Genomic DNA, 20009 nt, shown 5'->3' on the forward strand with positions numbered 1-20009 from the left:
GCATTAAATAAGCACTCAAAACAACGGTCATGCTGAGCTTGGCGAAGCATGAGCGTTCGGGTCTTAAGCTACAGGCTAGTACGAGGTTGGTCGAAAATAAGGCCCTAGGCGGCTGATGAGTTGCCAACTAGCTTACGAGCCAGCCAGAAGCTCAGGCCTGCAAACAGCGGCGCGGCCAGCACATCATAGGTGTAGTGCGCATGCTGCACCAGTACCAGAACGCCAATGATAAAAGTGCCCGCTGCCAGCACCCAGCGCCGCCAGCCGCGGGGCACCGCCAGCGCCAGCAGAAACAGCGTAGCCGTGTGGCCCGAGAAGAACAGGTCTTTGGTGATGGGAACCGGAGCGGCGTAAAAAAACTGGTCTACCAACGGGTCGTGCAGCAGCACGAGGCCTGTTGGTGGCTCTAAGGGTAGTAAGGCCAGCATCAGGCACCGAAACCCGTGCAGTAGTAAATAAGCCAGCAGGGCGCGCAACAGGTGCTGTGGCCGAGGGAGTAGCGTGGCAACTCCTAACCCAATTCCCAGATAGATAACGCCGAATGCCAACCCTGAAACATCGTAGGCAGGCAACGCCGCGAGCAGCGGATCAGGAAGCTGGTAGCCAGGGCGGGCCTCAATCCAGGCAAAGAAACGCGGAAGCAGGGTGGCCAGCAGCAATAGCCCCCCGAGTACGAGCAGCAGTTGATGCCGGAACTTAGTGTAGCGCCAGGCCTCAGGCCACGAAACAGAATCAGGTATCATGTACGCGTAAGCAAGTCCGATCAAGTGCACTAGCCCCACGGTGCTACCCAAGTGACCAGGCTGCAAACCTACCGCCAAATTGGGCACGGCCGTGCAAGCAGGTTTTTCTTCGGCAAGATTCGGGCAAAAGCAGTTTGCGGCGTACCTTTTCAACCGACTGTTTTTACCTGCCTGCTTTCCATTCCTCTGCGCATGAAGCTTCTGTACACTGCTTTCACGGCCGCTTTGCTCGGGGCCGTTCCGGCCCTAGCCCAAAACACGGCTCTCTCTGACCAAATTGCCAAGCTGGCACCCCAGCAGGAAGCCAAAGTAATAGCTTGGCGCCGCGACCTGCACCAAAACCCGGAGCTGGGCAACCAGGAAACCCGCACCGCCGCCCTCATTGCCGAGCAGCTCAAGCGCCTCGGGTTGGAGGTGCAGACGGGGGTAGCGCGCACCGGCGTAATCGGGGTGCTAAAAGGAGGAAAGCCCGGCCCTGTGGTAGCCTTGCGCGCCGACATGGACGGGCTGCCCGTCACGGAAAGCAACAATCTGCCGTTTGCCTCCAAAGCCCGCACCACCTACAACGGCCAGGAGGTTGGCGTGATGCACGCCTGCGGCCATGATACGCACGTGGCCATGCTGCTAGGCGCGGCCGAAGTGCTCAGCCAGATGAAAAAAGACCTGCCCGGCACGGTGAAATTCATCTTCCAGCCCGCCGAAGAAGGCTCATTGCCTGGCCAGGAAGGCGGTGCCCGCCTGATGGTGAAGGAAGGCGCCCTCGAGAAGCCAAAGGTTGATGCCATTTTCGGGGTGCACATTCAGGCCCAGACGGAGGTAGGCAAGCTCTCATACCGGCCCGGCGGCGAAATGGCCTCGTCGGATGTATTTACCATCAAAGTGAAAGGCAAATCGGCGCACGGCGCCTACCCTTGGCTTTCCGTCGATCCGGTTGTAACAGCCGCCCAAATTATCCTAGGCTTGCAAACCATTGTAAGCCGCCAGACCGAGCTGACCGAAGATGCCGCCGTGCTGACGGTGGGCATGGTGCACGGGGGCGTGCGCAACAATATTATTCCGGAGCAGGTGGAGCTGACAGGCACTATCCGCTGCCTAAACAAAGAAACCCAGCAGAAAGTGTGGGCCGCCGTGCGCCGCACAGCCAAGGGCATTGCCGAAAGCGCCGGGGCTAGCGCCGAGGTCGAGATTGTAAACTACACGCCCATCACCTTCAACGACCCACGCCTGACCGAGCAGATGGTGCCAAGCCTTAACCGGGCGGCCGGCGCCGCTAACGTGCGCGTGCAGAAGGCCGTGACGGGGGCCGAAGACTTTGCCTACTACCAGGAAAAAGTACCGGGCCTGTTCGTGTTCGTGGGTGGCATGCCCAAAGGAAAGAACCCGGCCGAAACGGCCCCGCACCACACTGCTGGCTTTTTCATCGATGAAAGCGGCCTGACCCTAGGGGTGAAAACCTTAGCAACCCTCGCTACCGATTACCTCTCGGCCGGCGCCAAAAAATAAGCCGCCGGGTAGCGCTGGTTTCCTGAAAGATTTCGGCCAATTCAGCCTAAACACGCAACCGCACACCGTGCTATACGTCTGATAGCGCGGTGTGCCGGCTTGTAGCGTGTGCTGCGCGGCATGGCATCCGGCTGCCAATTCTCCCACCTTTGTTCTGTTTCGCTGATGAATATTGCCCTTGTTACCTGTGAAAGTCTGGCCCAGTACGCGGCCCCTAACGTGGAGGACGAGGATGGCCTGCTGACCCGCTACCTGCGCGAGCAGGGTCACACCGTAGAGCCCCGCGTGTGGAGTAATCCGGCCGTAGATTGGCTGCGCTATGATGTGGTAGTAGTAAAGTCGCCCTGGGATTATTTTGATCGGGTAGCTGAGTTTTATGAGTGGCTTGAGCGCATGGAGAGCCTAGGCGTGAAGCTCTTGAACCCAGCCGCTACGGTGCGCTGGAACGCCGATAAAAAGTACTTGCTGGAAATGGAGCAGGCCGGCGTGCACATTGTGCCCACGCACTGGCTTTCGCGCGGGCAAGCCGTGGAGGCCGAGGCACTGTTTGATGAGTTGGGCAACGATACGCTGGTAGTGAAACCGGCCGTGAGCGGCGGCGCCAAAAATACGTTTGTATTTACCCGCCAGGAGTCGGCCATTCGGCAACCACTGCTACAGGATTTGCTGCGCGACGAAGACTTTCTAGTGCAGCCATTTCAGCCCGAAATCCAGCAGGAAGGCGAGTGGTCGTTGATTTACTTTGGCGGCGAGTTCAGCCACTGCGTGCTCAAAACCCCCAAATCCGGCGACTTCCGGGTACAGCACTACCTAGGCGGCGGCATTGAACCCCGGGAGGCACCCGCCCACCTCCGCCAAGCCGCCGACGCCATCGTGCGCCAGTTCGCCACCGGCTGCCTCTACGCCCGCGTAGATGGGCTAGACCAAGGTGGCCGGTTTCTGCTCATGGAGATGGAGCTGATTGAGCCCTTCCTGTACCTGGCTTCCTCCGAAGGCTCCTTACCGCGCTATGAAGCCGCCCTCAAGCGGCTGAGCACCAGACAACACTAGCCCTCGAAATCTACCAAACCGCAAGGCCGTTCAGTGGGGCGGCGACTAGGGTTGTATCATGCCTGAAACTCTCGTAACTACGACCGGTTCAGGCACAATATAACCCTAGGCGCTGCCCCACTGAACGGCTTTGCTGCTTTCCGGGCCTAGTGACTGTCGGTCCGTGAAATTCGGCTAAATCCGTGATTAGAAGCCGTACACGGAAAAACCACCGTCCACGCTGAGCGTTTGGCCAGTAATGTACCCGGCTGCAGGTAAGCACAGAAATGCCACGGCTGCGGCTACTTCTTCGGGCTCGCCAATGCGCTTCAGGGGCGTGCGACTCAGCACGTCGTTCAGGTAGGCCTCATTGCTCAGCACGCCGGCGGCTAGCGGGGTCCGGATATACCACGGTGCCACACAGTTCACTCGAATTCCGAGGCTAGCCCATTCCACGGCTAGGTTTCGGGTGAGCTGCACCAGCGCGGCTTTGGTCATGCCATAAATGGCGCCGGTGCGCACGTGCGTCAGGCCCGCCACCGAAGAAATATTCACGATGCTGCCGCCCCCCGCCGCTTTAAGCAGCGGCTGCACGCCCCGGCTTAATTCCCAGGCCGAGTCGAGGTTGGTAGCCAGCAAATAGCGGTACTCCTCTGCAGTATACTCCACGGACGGCTTGCGGATGTTGGTGCCTACGTTATTTACCAGGATGTGCAGCTCAGGCCAGCGCCGGCTAACCTCCGCGAGCAAGTGCGCCCGGCCGGCTTCGGTGCTGATATCAGCCGCTAGGGCGTGAGCCGGCAAGCCCTGCTGTTGCCACTGTGCCACCTGCTGCTCCAAATCGGGGGCCGTGCGAGCCACCGCTAGTACGGTTGCGCCCAGCTCTAAAAGCTCTTCGGCTACCGCGGCCCCTATTCCTTTGGAGGCTCCAGTAACCAGCGCAATTTGACCCGCCAGCGTCCAGCGAGATGACAAAGTGGATGTCTGCATATGCGTTTCTAGGAATGTTTAAAATTTCGAGCTGCAAAATAGAAACTTACGCTGGGCTGCCAGGTAGGGTGGTGAAAATCAGTAAACTGAAAGATATTATAAATGCTATATGAATAGGATTGTTAAATTATGAATGTTGCAGCAAAAACAACTTTCATTATTAATTTCATCAATGATTGAACTTATTATTAAAAAGTATTTAATTTACGCCCTCTTTACTTGCCAACGGTCGTAGTTGGTGAGTGTACAAGTTCTGTTCAATTTTTCTTCACAACCAAATCGCACTCTATGCTCAACAAATACTCTGCGGCAACCCTGTTGCTGCTAGGTGGCCTGGCCTCAACTGCCTTCGCCCAGGACTTTTCCCGGGTGAAAAGCAAAAACCTCAACGACAACGGCACGCCCTTTTTGGTGCAGTTCCGCTCTGAACTGAACGCGTACAAACTCAGCGAGTCGGGCAAGGTGCTGAAGGACCAATTGGAGCTGACCTCCGACGACCAGATGCTACGTGCCACCACCGAAATTGATAACGCCGGCTTTGTGCACGAGAAGTACCAGCAGTACTTTAAAGGCATTAAGGTAGAGCACGCTACCTACTCCGTGCACGCCCGAAAAGGCAACGTGGAAAGCATTAGCGGCCAGTTTGAGAAGATCAAAGGCATCAACACCACCCCCTCACTGGATGCCAGCGCCGCGCTGCAGCGCGCACTTGCGTTTGTGGGAGCCAAAAAGTACATGTGGGAAGATGCCCGCGAAGAAGCTGGGCTGAAGCAGCAACAGAACAACCCAAACGCCACGTTTAAGCCTCAGGGCGAGCTAGTGATTGTGCGCAAGGGCTACACCCGGGATGCCGCTTCGCTGGGCAAGCCCACTCTGGCCTGGAAGTTTAACGTGTACGCCCAAGCTCCTCTGAGCCGCGCCTTTATTTACGTGGATGCCCAATCGGGTGAGGTAGTACTCCAGGATAACATCATTAAGCACGCAGCGGCTACGGCCACCTTCGCTACGGCGTACAGCGGCACCCGCTCGTTAGCAAATGGCACGGCTACCGGTGGCTACAACCTGCGGGAAGTTACCCGCGGCCTGGGCATTGAAACCTACAACGCCCGCAAAGGCAACAGCTACACCGCCGCCGTCGACTTTATTGATGCCGACAATAACTGGACAGCTGCTGAATACAACAACGCCAACTTCGATAACGTAGCCGGCGACGCGCATTTCGGCGCTCAGGCTACCTACGATTACTGGAAAGCGGTGCACAACCGTAACTCCTACGACAACGCCGGCGCCAAAATCAAGAGCTACGTGCACTTCGATGACACGCCCGGTGACGGTGTAGGCTACGAAAACGCCTACTGGAACGGCTCGGTAATGACCTACGGCGATGGTGCTTCTACCTTCAAGCCGCTGGCCTCTATGGACGTGTGCGGCCACGAAATCGGCCACGCCGTGTGCGAAAAAACCGCCAACCTGACCTACCAGAACGAGTCGGGCGCGATGAACGAAGGCTTCTCCGATATCTGGGGTGCCTGCGTGGAGGCGCGCGCCGTGAGCACTTTCGGCCTCACCGGCAAAAGCACCTTCCTGATTGGGGAAGAGGTAATGAAAGCCGGCGGCGCGCTGCGCTCCATGAGCAACCCTAACCAGTACGGCCAGCCTGATACCTACAAAGGCACTTACTGGAAGCCAACCACTACCTCGCCTACCCAAGCCAACGACTACGGCGGGGTGCACACCAACTCGGGGGTATTGAACTTCTGGTTCTACCTGCTCAGCCAGGGCGGCTCGGGCACCAATGACATCGGCAGCGCGTATTCGGTAGCCGGGGTGGGCATTGATGCCGCCTCGAAGATTGCCTACCGCACCGAAAGCGTGTACCTGACGGCTTCTTCTACCTTCGCTAACGCCCGCACGGCTGCTATTTCGGCCGCTACCGATTTGTATGGCGCTGGCTCGGCCCAGGTAACGGCCGTTACCAATGCGTGGTATGCAGTAGGAGTAGGCGCCGCGGCCGGTGGCACCACGCCTCCGCCTACCACGGTTACCTACTGCGCTTCCAAAGGCACCACCACAACCTACGAGTGGATCGACTACGTGAAGCTGGGTACCATTGCTCGCACCTCAGCGGCTGATGCTGGCTACTACAACGGCACCGCTACGTCTACCTCGGTGGCCGCTGGCTCTTCGCAAACTATCAGCTTCTCGGCGGGCTTTGCTTCTACCGCTTACACTGAGTACTGGAAAGTATACATTGACTACAACCAGGATGGCGACTTCATCGACTCCGGCGAGCTAGTAGTATCGGGCTCTTCGGCCAGCACTGGCACGCTATCGGCTACCTTCACGGTGCCTGCTACGGCTAAGTTGGGTGCTACCCGTCTGCGGGTTATCATGAGTGATGCCTCGGCTACCACCAGCTGCAACAGCTACAGCTACGGCGAAACCGAAGACTACACCCTGAACATTTCGGGTGGCACGTTGGCTGCTGCCGGCGTCGCGTCTATCACGGGTGGTTCTAGCCTGAGCAACTCCCTCGAGAAAGCCATTACGCTGTTCCCGAACCCTGCTTCGGATGAACTCAACATCGCATTGTCCAGCAAGGCAGAAGTGATATCGGCTACGGTAACCGACCTGCGTGGTGCGCGCGTAACGGGTGCCCGCTTCGAGAACGGTAAGCTCAACGTAAGCGGTCTGGCCAAAGGCATCTACCTGCTAACCGTTAGCGACGGACAGAAGTTTTTCCACGAGCGTTTCGTGAAAGAGTAGTCACGGGTACTAGGTGCCGTTTTTACGAAAACCCCGCCAGCTGGCGGGGTTTTCTTTTTAGCCTATATCGCACAAAAAAAGCCTGACTCTTAAGTCAGGCTTTTTTTGTGAAGATTGACCGCTTATCGGGCCCACGGAGCATACTCCAGCTTCAGCTCAACTTGGCCGTAGCCGTCGTTTTTGCCCGAGCTGGAGCGCCCCGAAACCGGGCTGATATCATCGAGCTGGTCGGTGGTGGTGAAGGTGTAAGAGCCTTCCAGGCCTGCATTCAGTTGCGAGGTAAGCTTCACGGTAAAGCCCACACCAACCGGAAGTATGCCGGCCAAAGCTGGGTAGTCGTTGCGCTCAGCCCCCAGATACTCGGGGGTAGAGTTGCCGGAAGGCCGGGTAGTGCCCCGGAACGCTTTGGGATTATACAGCAGGAGTCCTACGCCCGCTTTCACGTAAGGCTTTACAAGGGAGGCATTGCGGCGAGAGGCGGCGTAGGCACCGGCATCATGAAACGGCTCCCACCGCACATACGAAATACCGGCGAAGTTGGTACCCTGGAAGGCAAGCCCGCGGGACGTAAGGTAGTCTTTGGCGCCCAGGCGGATGTAGGAGCCTTCGCCGCCTACCTGCCAATGCGGGTGCACCTGATACAAAACGCCCGCACTCAGGCTAGGGCCAATAAACTGGTCGCCGAGGCTGCTGGTTAGGTCGCCGCTGTAGAGGCCAATGCCGCCCCCCAGCGTAAACCGCACCGGCCCGCGGTAATACGCGCGCGCCTGCCCATCGTAGTGCCGGCGCCGACGCTCAGGGCCACTATTCTGGGCTGCAACGGAATGTGCTGCCGCAACAGAGAAGAATAACAGAGGCAAAAAAGGACGAAACTTCACGCAGAAAAGCAAAAGGTGAGGTCCCGGCATACGCGGCCAGGACGTTACTCGTTGTCTAACGCCCTAGGGTCATGGTTTATTTGAACTTGCCTTCTGGGTCGGGCAGGTGCGTCAGCAGGTTCGACACGAGGTCAAAGTCAACCGCCGAAAAATTGATGTTTTGAGCTTTATGAATGGCAGCCCAGGCCTCAGCGTACTTCTCTTGGTGGTAATAGGCTTGCCCCAGCTGCTGCCAGGCGGCCACGTTGCCGGCATCCTGGGTGGTAGCTTTTTCTAGGAGTGCTGTGCCACTGGTGAGGTCCTTTTTCTTTTTGGTTTGCTCGTAGCGCAGCAGGTAGCTGGTGCCCAGGTCGCTGAGTAGCATTGAGTTGGTGGGCGCCAGCGCCATTCCCTTCTGGAGCAGCTCAATAGCCTGATCGGGGGAAGGGTTGCGGTTAGCGGCCACAATGCCCAGGCCGCGGTAGGCATCGGCGTTTGAGGGGTCGAGGAGCCAGGCCAGGTTGAATCGGTAGGCGGCCGTGTCGGCTTGGTTTTCGGCTAGGTACTCATAGCCTTTGTTGCTGAAAAAGCGGCTGGCTTCGGCTTTGGAGGCAAAGCTGCTTTCCAGACTAGCTAAGAAAGACGCTCCAACCGCTTGCGTGGCCTGCTCTGGCGTAAGGCCACCAAATAAAGGCTGGAGTCGGCGCGCAGCCACCGATACGTTGGTAGAAGCAGCGGCCGGAGTTTTGGATTTACGCTGCGCCTGCGCCGATACCGATACGCTAAGCACTACGGCCGTCGCGAGTAAATAAGAGAATTTCATAAGGAGCCAGAAGGAAAGTAGGTGCACAAGGGCTACTCTCAAAGATACAGCGGCTGCGGCAACCGCAGTTCCTTTCTGCTAAGCGCTTTTCGCACTAGCCCTTTTAGGTTGCCAAACCGTTGAGTTTGTGTTTGCTCTCGGGCTAGTAGATCTTGCTTTGTGGCGGAGTCAGTTGTGCCACTAGGCCTGTAGTTGCCACAAACCGGTAACAGCTTTCTAGTTTAAAAGAGGCGACCTTGCAGGGCTGGGCGCTCGAAATCAAGCAGCCACTGCTTTCGCGAAAGTCCGCCGGCATACCCAGTTAGCTTGCCACTGGCCCCGATGATGCGGTGGCAGGGCCAGATAAGGGCCAGCGGATTTTGGCCGTTTGCGGCGCCTACTGCCCGTACGGCACCGGGGTTGCCCAGCTGCCGCGCCATATCCAGATAAGAAGCCGTGCGCCCATACCCCACCGCCGGCAGACTAGCCCACACCTGCCGCTGAAACGGAGTGCCCACCCGGACATCCACGGCCAGATCAAACTCCTGTAGCTCCCGGCCAAAATATGCCGCTAGCTGCTGATAAGCCTCCCGCAGGCAGCCTGCTACCGCTGCTGCTGGCGTAACAGCCAGCCCCGGCTGAGCACTAGCTTCGGCTACAAACTGCACAGAGCTAAGACCAGCATCGGAGCCATGCAACGCGAGTAGTCCTAAGGGAGAAGGCAGGTATGCAACCGCGTCAGAAATCATAATTTTGAGGAAAGTCAACAGCCAAAAATACACAACTTCTAGTGGGTAAATTATTGTCGAGCTTACGCGCAAAAGCAGGAATTCAAGGCAATAAGTGCACGAGGTAAACAAGTAGTCAGCTGGAAATACTTATATTGTGCAGGCAAAACGCGCCGGAAAAATGCAAGCCGGGTTCTGCGTTACTTTGTTCGCTAGTGTGTTGTAGGCTTTGCCTGATTCGTTGATTTAAAGCTTTCGTTGCTGTGCGATATTTACTTTTGTGTTCTGTAGTTGGGCTGGGGATGGCCGGTAATGTGCTAGCGGGCAGCGTAGGTGAGCTAGTGCCAGCACCTCGCCTTGCCAAGTTGGGCGGGGCTAACATCGGCAGTGTTGCATATGGGCCACAGGTAGCCGTACGTACTCCCGCCCAAGGCCTCGGCACCGGACTTACGGCCTCTTACTTTACCAACGGCACCCTGGCTGGTGCCCCGGCCCTTTCGCGGGTAGATGCCGCCGTGGATTTCCGGTGGGGCAAAGGCACTCCGGCTCCCGGTATCCCGGCCGATAACTTCTCGGTGCGCTGGGAAGGCCTGTTGGCAGGCCCCAGCACTGGCCGCTACCGGTTCTCGGTGGTAACGCCCGATGAAGTGCGCGTGTGGGTGAACGGCAAAAAAGTGGTGGATACCTGGGATGGCAAAAAAACCAGTGCCACCGATGCCAGCGTAAACCTGGCCGCTGGCGAGAAAACCACTATCAAAATAGAGTACAGCGACACCGATGGCGACGCCACCGTGCAGCTGATGTGGGTAGCTCCTGGCCAAGGCCCGCAGGTTATCCCGATGGGTAGCTTGTATCCGGTAGGTTCGCCTACTACTCCTGATCCGGCCGGTGCTACCCCGGCCGTAGCCGCCAAACCCGCAACCCCCGCGCCGTCGCCAGCCAAGCCTGCTACTCCTGCTCCTGCGCCGGTTGCGGCCGCCAAACCCGTTAAGGCGGCTAAGCCCAGCAAAAAAACAGCGGATAAGCCCGCCGAGGCTACTGCTTCAGTGCCTGCACAGGCGCCAGCACCAGTAGCGGCCAAACCTGCTTCAGCCAAACCCGCCCCGGCCGCCGCGCAAGCTCCGGCTGCCACTGCCCTGACAGGCGGTATATTTACGCTTACTAACCGCGCCACCGGCAAGGCGCTGGAAGTAGATATGGGCCGGCCTGCTACCCGCGCTGAGCAATTGGCCATGGCAGGCAATGCTGCCGCGCCGCAATGGAAAATTGAGAGCGTGGCTGATGGTTACTACCGACTGATGGTGCAGGGCAGCAACAAAGTGCTGGAAGTACTGGGCAGCTCTACCTCCAACGGCGCCGACCTTAGCCTCTGGACGTACTACAGTGGCTACAACCAGCTCTGGCGCATTGAAGATGTGGGCGACGGCTACTACAAGCTCACGGCCAAACACAGCCGCAAAGCCCTCACCCAGAAAGATTCCATTGATGGCGGTTTCCAGCAGTGGCGCTACAATGGCAAAGAAAACCAGCACTGGAAACTAGCCGCCGTGGCGCCGGTTGCCGCCGCCCCGATGGCTGCCTTTACGAATCTGCGGGGTGTGGGCGCCAACAACATGAGCGTGTACCCCAACCCCTCTAACGGCGTGATACAGATGGCGTATGAGCTAAAGCAGGAACAGCCGCTGGGCTGGGTACTGTATAGCCAGCGTGGTGTGGCCGTGCGCGTTTCCGATTACCGCAAGCAGGCCGCTGGCCCGCACAATCAAACCCTCGACTTCACGGACCTGCCCGCCGGTGACTACTACCTGAACCTGACGGTAGGCGCAGAAAACACCCGGCAGCTAATTTCAATCCGGCGCCCCTCGGCCGATGTGCCGGAGGTTGGGGCTTCCAAGTAGCCTAGTACGTAGCGCCCTTTCAAACCACTGCCCCGGCCCGGACTTTCCTTTCAAAGGAAAGTCCGGGCCGGGGCAGTGGTTTATGGGTTGAGCAAATGCCAGGGCCTAGTAATGTGCTCAGATTTCCAGCACTTTCATCTGCGCCCACAGTTTCTCGAACTCTGCGGCGTAGCGCTTTACAATGGCCGGGTCAGGCGTGATTATCAGGTTTTCCAGGTTATACTCAGCGGCTGAGCGGGTCCAGTTGTAGCTGCCCGTGAGTACAGTACGCTGGTCGGCAATGGCAAACTTGTGGTGCATGTGGTTGTCGGTACAATCGGTGCGCACGGCTACGCCGGCTGCATGCAGTTCGCGCACATCGGAGCCCCGGTCAAAGAGTTTGTCGTTGTCGGTGAGCAGGCGTAGGCGCACCCCGCGGCGGTGCGCCTGTAGCAGTACTTCCGTCAGCCGGTCATCGGCCACCGTAAACACGCACACATCCAGCGTATGGCGGGCCTCACTGATAAACTCCCGGATAGCCGCCACGCAATCAGGCCCCGGACTAAAATACACTTGCGCCTGCTGACTGTGGGTAGCTGGGGTTGGGGCCGATTGCTCGGGTAGCAGAGCGCTGGCCGCTTCCAGCCATTCTACCACGGCTTTGTCTTTGAACGTATTAAACCGCCCCTTCGCCAGCTCAAACAACTCGTGCCGAAGACGAGCCACGTCTCCGCCCTGGCCGGCAAACTCCACAAGCTGCTGCCGGAGCTGCTGGGCCTCAGTAGGAGAAAGATTTACATCGGCGAAGGCCTGCCGGAACTGAAATAGCAGCTCAGATGAGGCAGAAAGGGGACTGCTCATATGCCTAATACGTGGAGGTGAGCAGCTCCACGGGTGCCGGCAACACTTCCTGCGTAACCTGCTGGGCCTCCAGAAGTGCATCGGCAGAAGGTATGTCCAGCACGCGGGTCAGGCCCGGATTTGGCTGTGAAGTGTCGGCGTCCCAGAGGCCGGCGCGGTGCCACGGCGTCAGGTGGTCCCAGTCGGGCCGGTCGATGATGGGGTACAGACAGATACCTAGTAAAGGCACGCCGGCCTGCAGCGTACGCACGGCCTCGTGGGCAATCATGCGTAGCCACAGCGGCCGGTCTTCGCCGGGGTGGCTGGTTTCGGTTAGTACTACTGGCCGGCCGTAGCGGCGGTAGGCTTTGTTGAGTAGGTGGCTAAGCGGGCGCCAGCGTGGGTCGTTGTGTTCATTCATCCACGGCAGGGTTTGGTGCGGGTCCTGCTGCCACTGGTTATCGTAGTAGTAATTGAACCCTAGCAAATCCAGATATTCCGGCCGGCCGCCCAGCTCCGGGCACAGTCGGCCCGCTAGCATATCCACGCTCTGAAACTGGTTGGTATCAAACTCCCGAGCCCTCCGAGCCTCAGCGGGCCGCGCTCCGTGCCTTGGCACAATGTTAATGAGCGGCTCCGTGGTCAGGATGCGGATACCGGGGTCGGCTTCTTGCAGGGCGGCTACCCCTTCAATGTAAGCGCGCATCAGGCCCCGCTTCACTTCCCAGCCCTGGCCCACGCAATAGGGCGAGGTTCCGCGCACATCGCCTCCTAGCCAGCTCATAAAGCTCACCTCATTAATAGGCGTCACGATAAGCACATCATCGGGGCGTTGGCTGCGGTAGAAGTCCACGAAGGCGCGGCAAAGGTGCGCGAAGCGCCGGGCAAACATGGGGTGCAGCGGCGTCAGGTCGTCGGGGTAGCCGAAGTGACATAAGTCCCAGATCTGCTGTACGTTATTTCGGGCGCCTGCATCTAGTAGCACCTGCACCGTGCTCCAGTCATACTGATAGGGCTGTCGCTCCACTTGGCTCCACCGAATTCCCTCGCGCACTGTGCTCATGCCAAACGATTGAATGGCCTGATAATCCTCGTCGAGCAGCTCTAGGTGCCCAGTTAGGGTCAGAAAATCAACTCGATTGCCAAATGCATTCAGCTGGTCGGTACACTCAAAACCGGCCATCCAGAACGACTGAAACGGATTGGTGTGGGTAGATAAAGTAGCCATACTTGCCTGGGGTTATGGATCAAAAAGGCGCTAGCCACGCTCCTCTATAAGCCTGGTTAGCGCTCTGTTTACCTTAAAACTGCCGCGTAGGTTGGATACGGTTCAGCACCGAGGTTAAATTTGGGGAGAAACCTGGTTGGTGGGCGACTTAGTACCCCGCTCTTTGCTAGTAAGCGCCTTGGCCTCCACAAAAATGCGCTTAAACTCCGGATGCTTGGCCCGGATGGCGTCCTGTAACTGGTCCACGGCCTGTTCTACCTCCACGGCCGAAAGGTGGTCGTGAAATTCGACATCCAGTGCCAACACTACATCCTGCGGGCCCATGTACATGGTCAGGGGGCGGCGCACCTGCTCCACACTCCGCTGACTTACGGCTATTACCTCAAGCGAAGAAATGGTTTCGTCGTCTACCCCTTCGCCTACCAGCAAGCCTTTGGTTTTGTAAATCAGGAAGATGGCCACCGCTACCAGCAACACGCCAATGCAGAGGGAAGCTGCTCCATCGAGGTAAGGATTCTTGAGCAGGTGCCCGAAGTAAACTCCGGCCAGCGCAAGTACTAGCCCCAGCAGGGCCGCCAAGTCCTCCATCAGAATAGAAAATACGGAGGGGTCTTTGCTGCGGCCCAGTGTAGCCCAGAAGCCGGCCTCGCCGCGGCTTTTGTTAAACTCCCGGAATGCTAGAAAAAACGAAATGCCCTCAAACACCAACGACAGGCCTAGTACCCAGTAGTTCCAGGTAGGGTCAGTGATGGGGGCGGGGTGCTGAATGTGCTTGATGCCTTCGTAAAACGACATGCCGCCGCCCACCGAGAACACCAGAATGGCCACAATCAACGACCAGAAGTACAGTTCCTTGCTGCGACCAAACGGGTGACGGTCATCGGCCGGCTTCTCGGCCTGTTTTACTCCAAACAGGATAAGCATGCCATTGCCGCTGTCTACGAGGGAGTGAATGCCCTCCGAGAGCATAGCCGAGCTGCCAGTGAAGAAGGCAGCTACAAACTTGCTGATGGCAATGGCTATATTGGCTCCGATGGCCCCGTAAATAGCAATTTTAGAAGAGCTTCCCGCCATACAATAGATAGTTTGTGCACCCGTGGTACGGGCCCCGCCAAGGTGGGGTTGGAACGGCGGGCTGAACAATCTGCCGTTATCCGACTTTTACGCCCCTATGACGCCAACCTCTACCGAAACTACTGCTCCGTTGCGCCGGCGGCTTGGGCTGCTGCAGGCCACCGCCCTCAACATGATTGACATGGTGGGCATCGGGCCGTTCGTGACGCTGCCGCTGGTGATGGGCTTTATGGGACCGTACTTCTTGCTGGCCTGGCTGGTAGGGGCCGGCCTAAGCCTAGTAGATGGCCTTATCTGGAGTGAGCTAGGCGCGGCGTACCCCGAGGCAGGCGGCTCTTACCGCTTTCTGAAGCTAGCCTACGGTGAGCGGAAATGGGGCCGCCTAATGTCGTTTCTGTACGTGTGGCAGACGCTGGTGCAGGCCCCACTGGTGGTAGCTTCCGGCGCCATCGGGTTTGCGCAATACTTCGGCTACCTCGTGCCGCTCACAGAGTGGTGGCAGCCTAAGCTGGTGTCGGGGGTAGTGGTGCTGCTCCTGATTGCGCTGCTGTACCGGAGGATTGAGGAAATTGGGCGCCTAGGAGTCATGCTCTGGGTAGGCGTGCTGGCCCTGATGGCGTGGCTAATTTTTGGCGGCATCACCCACTCCACACATGCTGTGGCGTGGCTGCCAACGGAGGGAGTGTCGGCGCTGCCTGGCATCCTGATTTCAGCCGCTATGGGCCAAGCCGCCGTTAAGACCATCTATAGCTACCTGGGCTACTACAACGTGTGCCACCTGGGCGGCGAGGTGAAAGAGCCGCATAAGCTGATTCCGCGCAGCATATTTCTGAGCATTTTGGGCATTGCGGCGTTGTACTTGCTGCTGAACTGGAGTGTGGGCACGGTTATCCCCTGGCAGGAGGCTAGTCAGTCGGAGTTTATTGTGAGCACGTTTGTGGAGCGCCTCTACGGGGCAGTAGCGGCCAAAGCGGCTACCGCGCTGGTGTTGTGGGTGGCCTTTGCCTCCCTGTTTGCCGTGCTGCTGGGCTACTCGCGCATTCCGTACGCCGCCGCTGCCGATGGCGAGTTTCTGCCCATTTTTGGCCGGCTGCATCCCACCAAGCAGTTCCCGCATGTGTCGCTCCTAATCTTGGGCGGCGTAGGCTTTGTGTTTAGTTTGCTGTTTCGGCTAGGAGAGGTGATTAGCGCTATTCTGGCCATGCGCATTCTCATTCAGTTTGTGGGGCAGGCAGTGGGCTTAGTACTACTTCGGCGTCGCCGGGGCACGGCGGGGCTTCCCTTCCGTATGCCGCTCTACCCGTTGCCCGTGGTGCTGGCCATTGCCGTGTGGTTGTTCATCCTGTATAGCACCGGCCCTACTCTTATCCTTTCGGCGCTGGGCGTAACGGCCGCCGGGGTAGTTGCCTTTCTGCTGTGGAGCCGCAGCCAAAGCCGCTGGCCGTTTGAGCGGTAGCTTGGGCCGGGCTAGTGACCTAGTCTAACCGTTTCTCGTAGCAGAAGAACCGCAGGCCGGGCCGGAAAGCCAGCGTGATTTCGCCGGCGTAGCGGTAGCCCAGCTGGGGAAAGAGCTTCTGGGTTGCTGCGTTTTCCGAGTTGGTATCAACCCGCAGTGCTTTCAGGCCGAAGGATTGAGCTAGGGTTTCGGCTTGGTGCAGCAAGGCCACTGCCAAACCGTGCCCATGCGCCGCCGGGTCTACGGCCAGCCGATGCGTAACAAGGGCCGGCTCCGAGGGGTCCCAATCGGCTTGGGCGTATTCGGGGTCCTGGTCGTTGTTGGTGAGGGCGGCCATGGCGGCTACTTTCCCTTCCAGCTCCGCTACCCACAACTGGCCCTTCGCAATATCCTGAGTAAAAACGCCCTCATTTGGGTAATCGTCGCTCCACTGCTGGTTGCCGCTAGCCTGCATTAAAGGCACAACCCGGCGCACAATGGCTAGGATGGCGGGTATATCGGAGGTAGTAGCAAGGCGCAGAGAAGCAGGCATAGGATGAGAATATGGGGAGCGGCGCAACGAATATCGGCTACGAAAAGCACAAAAAAGCGGAACGGGCCTAAGCTCATTCCGCTTTTTACCTTCAGGAGAGGCCATTAGCCGCGGCGCAGCACTTCGGCGGCTTCTTTAGCGAAGTAGGTCAGGATGGCATCGGCGCCGGCGCGCTTGATGCTGGTAAGCACTTCCATCATGGTTTTTTCGCCATCGAGCCAGCCATGTTGGGCGGCGGCTTTCACCATGGCGTATTCCCCCGATACGTTGTAGGCCGTCACGGGCAGCTGGGTGTTGTCGCGCACTTCCCGAATCACATCGAGGTAGCTTAGGGCAGGCTTAATCATTACCATATCGGCACCTTCCTGCTCATCGAGGGCCAACTCACGGAGGGCTTCGCGGCGGTTGGCGGGGTTCATCTGGTAGCTTTTCTTGTCGCCTTTCTTGGGTGCCGAGTCCAGCGCATCGCGGAAGGGGCCGTAGAACGCCGACGCGTATTTGGCCGTGTAGCTCATGATGCTCACGTGCGAAAACGCGTTGCGGTCGAGCACGTCCCGAATCCAGGCCACGCGGCCGTCCATCATGTCGCTGGGTCCGATGATATCGGCGCCGGCGCGGGCTTGTGCCAGCGCCATCTGGCCGAGCACCTCCAGCGTCGCATCGTTCAAAATCTCGCCCGACTCGGCATCTACTACCCCATCGTGGCCGTCAGAAGAGTACGGGTCCATGGCCACATCAGTCATCAGGACTACCTCCGGAAATTGGCGCTTGATGTCGGCTACGGTTTTGAGGTACAGGCCTTCCGGGTTCGCCGATTCGCGCGCCAAGCGGTCTTTGAGCGCATCATTGATGCTCGGGAATGGAGCGAAGCTGTTGATGCCCAGCTCCACGCAGCGCCCGATTTCGTCGATCAGGCGGTCGGCAGAGAAGCGGTGAATACCCGGCATGGACTTGACTTCCAGCATCTGGTTCTGACCTTCAATCAGAAACACGGGGTATATAAAATCGTGGGTAGTGAGGCGGGTTTCCTGCACCATGTCGCGGATAACCTGAGACTTACGGTTGCGGCGCGGACGATGCGTAGGTAGAATAGGCATGAGTTGCTTTCAGTTAATGAGACGAGGTAGAACAGGACAGACAAAGGTAAGGTTGCGCCAATTGGCAACTACCACTGGTCCGCAGCGCCCTACATATTGAAGAACTCTTGGAAGATTTCCAGCCAGGCGTGCTTACCCCCAAGCCCGAGTATCACAAAATAATAGCCCAGAATCACTACCAAGGCGCCTACACCCAAGCCCAGCCAGCCGCCCAGCAGCAACCCCGCCACCACCCCAGCCGCCACTAGGGCAAACCCGAGCACCAAGTGAAACGTGTCGCGGCCCGCCTGGGGAGCAGCAGGTCGCGCGGCTACTTCAGCTTGGGGCCGCAGAAATGGCCGCGGCGTGGCTACTGCCAGCCGGCGCCAGGGGTTTGAGGCTGTCCGGGGCCTAGTACGTTTTAGTTTGCGCGGTGCAGAAACAGCTGGGGCCGTTAGGACCGGTGCAACAGAGGCCGCGGAAGCTACCGGGGTGCCAGCCAATGCAGCGACGCGCGGCGCACTAGGTACCGACGAAGCCGAATGTGCCGAAGGTGTCGGCGAGAAGCGAAAGGCAACCTGCTCGCTACGGCAGCTGGTGAGCAAAAGCAACACAAACGCCCACCCGTGGCGCCGGAAAAATATGGTTTGCATGCCCCAAGGTAGAGACAAACCACTTTACCCGTAAACCCACCCTAGTAACTCTGAGCGCAACGCAAAGCGCGGCTGCACCACTTCAGGTACAGCCGCGCCAGCACGGTGTGTGAAAACCAGAAAAGAGCGAAGGGCTTACTGCTGTCGGAACGAGGCGGCTTCAGCCGTGGTGAGCGTAACACGGGTAGCCTGTGGGCCCTGCGAGTCGTGCATCATAATGACGGTGGTGGCGGTATCGGAAGCGGAGAACGTCTTTCCGAAGGAGGAAGGGCCCTGCAACACGTTTCGGCTAATTTGGCAGCTAGAAAAAGCGGCTCCGGCACCACACAACAACACGAAAACAAAACGAGCACGCATAACAGTCAGGGCTAAAGGAATAATACAACAAAGCTACAGCGCCGCACAAACGGCCGCTGACTTCCTCGGCCAAGCGGGCACTGGGCCCCGCCAGTTAGGCCGTTTTATCGGCCGGTGGCTTCGGAACTCAACGGTTACGAGTGCACCAAGGGCTAGTGAAGCCTCCCCCGATCCTTGTACCTTTGACCTAAACAGCTCCGTTTTACCTATCGTGCATGAATAGCCGCCTGAAGTTTCTGGTTCACCCGCGCTTTGTCTTGATTCTCTATGTGGTCCTGACGATTATCGTCAGTTTTCAGCATTACCTCAAGGGAACTTATAACAATTATCTGATTTTTGTAAAGCCGTTCTTCAACCTGCTGGAAGGAAAAAACTTGTACCTAGAGTACCCCGAGTACTACTACGATACCTACAAATACAGCCCCACCTTCGCCCTGTTCATGGGCCTGTTTGCTTATATGCCCAACTGGCTGGGCTTGCTTAGCTGGAATGCGCTGAACAACGCGGTGCTCTACACGGCTGGCCGGCGCCTTTTCCCCGATCAGCGGCGCCAGATCTGGTTTCTGCTGCTGGTAGTGGTGGATATGATGACTGCCCTGCACAACAGCCAGGCCAACTGCCTGCTCGTGGGCCTCATGCTCTGGACGTACATCAACTTAGAGAAAGGCAATAACCGCTGGGCCGCGCTGTGCGTGGCGCTGGCCGCGCTTATCAAGGTGTATGGCATCGGCATCGGGCTGATTTTCCTGTTCTACCCAGGCTTTATCCGCAACGGATTCTGGATTGCTGCCTGGATGCTGCTGCTCGCGTTTTCGCCGCTGCTGGTGGTGTCGTGGCCCGAGTTTCAGATGATTTACACCGGTTGGTACAATATCGTGCGTGAGTCAGCTACGGGTATTCAGCTTTCCCTGATGGGCGTGCTCGAAGCCTGGTTTGGCGTAGCACGCGAAGCCAAAGGCCTGGTACAAGGCATCGGCATGGCGCTGCTGCTGCTGCCACTGGTGTACTGGCGGCATTGGCAGGAAACGGATTACCGGCGGCTGTACGTGGCTTCTATTCTGATTTTTGTAGTGATTTTCAACCAAATGGCCGAGTCGCCGACGTTCATTATTGCCACCGCTGGCTTTATGTTCTGGTTTATCTGCTACCACCGCAGCCTGCGCTGGCACTGGGCGCTGTTTGCGTTTGTATTCGTCTTCACTACCCTCTCTGCGACCGACTTAGTGCCGCCTTCCATCCGCCACGCCTACTTCGATGTGTACAAGCTCAAAGCCGTACCCATGATTGTGGCCTGGCTGGTTATTCAGGGGCAGTTGCTGCGGTATCCGGCCTGGCGCCAGCGCCTGCGGGAAGCTGAGCAGAGTGTTGCCGCCGAGCAATCACTAGCCATTGCCTAACTCCAAACTGCTCACAAAAACCAACTCCCTGCACCAGTCCAGAAGCTTCGGCGTCCGGGCAGGTGCAGGGAGTTGGTGGTTAAGGTGAGCCTAGCAAATAG

Annotated in this window: 18 protein-coding genes; 6 read left to right on the forward strand and 12 right to left on the reverse strand. The window is 58.1% G+C overall.

Translation table 11 applies throughout. The features are described 5' to 3' along the window. Positions 1 to 104 precede the first annotated feature (104 nt). Positions 105 to 743 carry a phosphatase PAP2-related protein gene (locus ACYVGU_RS14830; RefSeq protein ID WP_460622699.1) on the reverse strand — a complete coding sequence of 213 codons (639 nt, stop codon included), beginning with the start codon at positions 741 to 743 and terminating at the stop codon, positions 105 to 107. A 192-nt stretch (positions 744 to 935) separates the two neighbouring features. On the opposite strand from ACYVGU_RS14830, the gene ACYVGU_RS14835 reads away from it, so the two are divergent. Both ACYVGU_RS14835 and ACYVGU_RS14840 read left to right on the forward strand, forming a co-directional pair. After that, positions 936 to 2246 carry a zinc-binding metallopeptidase family protein gene (locus ACYVGU_RS14835; RefSeq protein ID WP_460613407.1) on the forward strand — a complete coding sequence of 437 codons (1311 nt, stop codon included), beginning with the start codon at positions 936 to 938 and terminating at the stop codon, positions 2244 to 2246. A gap of 165 nt (positions 2247 to 2411) precedes the next feature. Then, a complete protein-coding gene (locus ACYVGU_RS14840) occupies positions 2412 to 3296 on the forward strand; it encodes an ATP-grasp domain-containing protein (protein ID WP_460622700.1) in 885 nt (294 codons plus the stop codon). Positions 3297 to 3482: 186 nt separating this feature from the next. Here ACYVGU_RS14840 and ACYVGU_RS14845 read toward each other — a convergent pair whose 3' ends face one another. Further along, positions 3483 to 4265, reverse strand: coding sequence for an SDR family oxidoreductase (locus tag ACYVGU_RS14845; protein ID WP_460622701.1), 783 nt, complete (start codon positions 4263 to 4265; stop codon positions 3483 to 3485). Positions 4266 to 4553: 288 nt separating this feature from the next. On the opposite strand from ACYVGU_RS14845, the gene ACYVGU_RS14850 reads away from it, so the two are divergent. After that, positions 4554 to 7031, forward strand: coding sequence for a M4 family metallopeptidase (locus tag ACYVGU_RS14850; RefSeq protein ID WP_460622702.1), 2478 nt, complete (start codon positions 4554 to 4556; stop codon positions 7029 to 7031). 122 nt (positions 7032 to 7153) lie between these two features. On the opposite strand, the gene ACYVGU_RS14855 is transcribed toward ACYVGU_RS14850, so the two are convergent. The 3 genes from ACYVGU_RS14855 to ACYVGU_RS14865 all read right to left on the reverse strand — a co-directional run bounded on the left by ACYVGU_RS14855 (position 7154) and on the right by ACYVGU_RS14865 (position 9439). Continuing rightward, complete coding sequence (locus ACYVGU_RS14855; protein WP_460622703.1) at positions 7154 to 7909, reverse strand: hypothetical protein; 756 nt, start codon at positions 7907 to 7909, stop codon at positions 7154 to 7156. A 76-nt stretch (positions 7910 to 7985) separates the two neighbouring features. Continuing rightward, complete coding sequence (locus ACYVGU_RS14860; RefSeq protein ID WP_460622704.1) at positions 7986 to 8711, reverse strand: tetratricopeptide repeat protein; 726 nt, start codon at positions 8709 to 8711, stop codon at positions 7986 to 7988. Between the two features lie 221 nt (positions 8712 to 8932). Continuing rightward, positions 8933 to 9439 carry a methylated-DNA--[protein]-cysteine S-methyltransferase gene (locus ACYVGU_RS14865; RefSeq protein WP_460622705.1) on the reverse strand — a complete coding sequence of 169 codons (507 nt, stop codon included), beginning with the start codon at positions 9437 to 9439 and terminating at the stop codon, positions 8933 to 8935. Positions 9440 to 9696: 257 nt separating this feature from the next. Between ACYVGU_RS14865 and ACYVGU_RS14870 the strand changes: the two genes are divergently transcribed. Continuing rightward, a complete protein-coding gene (locus ACYVGU_RS14870; protein WP_460622706.1) occupies positions 9697 to 11316 on the forward strand; it encodes a PA14 domain-containing protein in 1620 nt (539 codons plus the stop codon). A gap of 117 nt (positions 11317 to 11433) precedes the next feature. Here the strand turns inward: ACYVGU_RS14870 and ACYVGU_RS14875 are convergent, their stop codons facing one another. From ACYVGU_RS14875 to ACYVGU_RS14885, 3 genes are all read right to left on the reverse strand, one after another. Further along, positions 11434 to 12156 (reverse strand): phospholipase D-like domain-containing protein, encoded by a 723-nt coding sequence (locus tag ACYVGU_RS14875; protein WP_460622707.1) that lies wholly within the window; start codon positions 12154 to 12156, stop codon positions 11434 to 11436. A gap of 4 nt (positions 12157 to 12160) precedes the next feature. Continuing rightward, positions 12161 to 13363, reverse strand: coding sequence for an amine oxidase (locus tag ACYVGU_RS14880; protein WP_460622708.1), 1203 nt, complete (start codon positions 13361 to 13363; stop codon positions 12161 to 12163). A gap of 114 nt (positions 13364 to 13477) precedes the next feature. After that, complete coding sequence (locus ACYVGU_RS14885) at positions 13478 to 14437, reverse strand: cation diffusion facilitator family transporter (RefSeq protein ID WP_460622709.1); 960 nt, start codon at positions 14435 to 14437, stop codon at positions 13478 to 13480. Between the two features lie 97 nt (positions 14438 to 14534). Here ACYVGU_RS14885 and ACYVGU_RS14890 point away from each other — a divergent pair, with 97 nt between their 5' ends. After that, complete coding sequence (locus ACYVGU_RS14890) at positions 14535 to 15893, forward strand: APC family permease (protein WP_460622710.1); 1359 nt, start codon at positions 14535 to 14537, stop codon at positions 15891 to 15893. A 19-nt stretch (positions 15894 to 15912) separates the two neighbouring features. Here ACYVGU_RS14890 and ACYVGU_RS14895 read toward each other — a convergent pair whose 3' ends face one another. The 4 genes from ACYVGU_RS14895 to ACYVGU_RS14910 form a co-directional block, all read right to left on the reverse strand. Next, positions 15913 to 16425 (reverse strand): GNAT family N-acetyltransferase, encoded by a 513-nt coding sequence (locus tag ACYVGU_RS14895; RefSeq protein WP_460622711.1) that lies wholly within the window; start codon positions 16423 to 16425, stop codon positions 15913 to 15915. 104 nt (positions 16426 to 16529) lie between these two features. After that, on the reverse strand, positions 16530 to 17522 hold the full coding sequence (hemB, locus tag ACYVGU_RS14900) for a porphobilinogen synthase (protein WP_460622712.1): 993 nt from the start codon (positions 17520 to 17522) through the stop codon (positions 16530 to 16532). Between the two features lie 89 nt (positions 17523 to 17611). Continuing rightward, positions 17612 to 18154: a hypothetical protein gene (locus ACYVGU_RS14905; protein WP_460622713.1), complete on the reverse strand. Its 543-nt coding sequence runs from the start codon at positions 18152 to 18154 to the stop codon at positions 17612 to 17614. 135 nt (positions 18155 to 18289) lie between these two features. Beyond that, the gene (locus ACYVGU_RS14910; protein WP_460622714.1) at positions 18290 to 18511 is read right to left on the reverse strand and encodes a hypothetical protein; all 222 of its coding nucleotides are present in this window, start codon (positions 18509 to 18511) and stop codon (positions 18290 to 18292) included. Between the two features lie 215 nt (positions 18512 to 18726). On the opposite strand from ACYVGU_RS14910, the gene ACYVGU_RS14915 reads away from it, so the two are divergent. After that, complete coding sequence (locus ACYVGU_RS14915; protein WP_460622715.1) at positions 18727 to 19908, forward strand: glycosyltransferase family 87 protein; 1182 nt, start codon at positions 18727 to 18729, stop codon at positions 19906 to 19908. Positions 19909 to 20009 lie beyond the last annotated feature (101 nt).

The organism is Hymenobacter tenuis, from assembly GCF_054780495.1.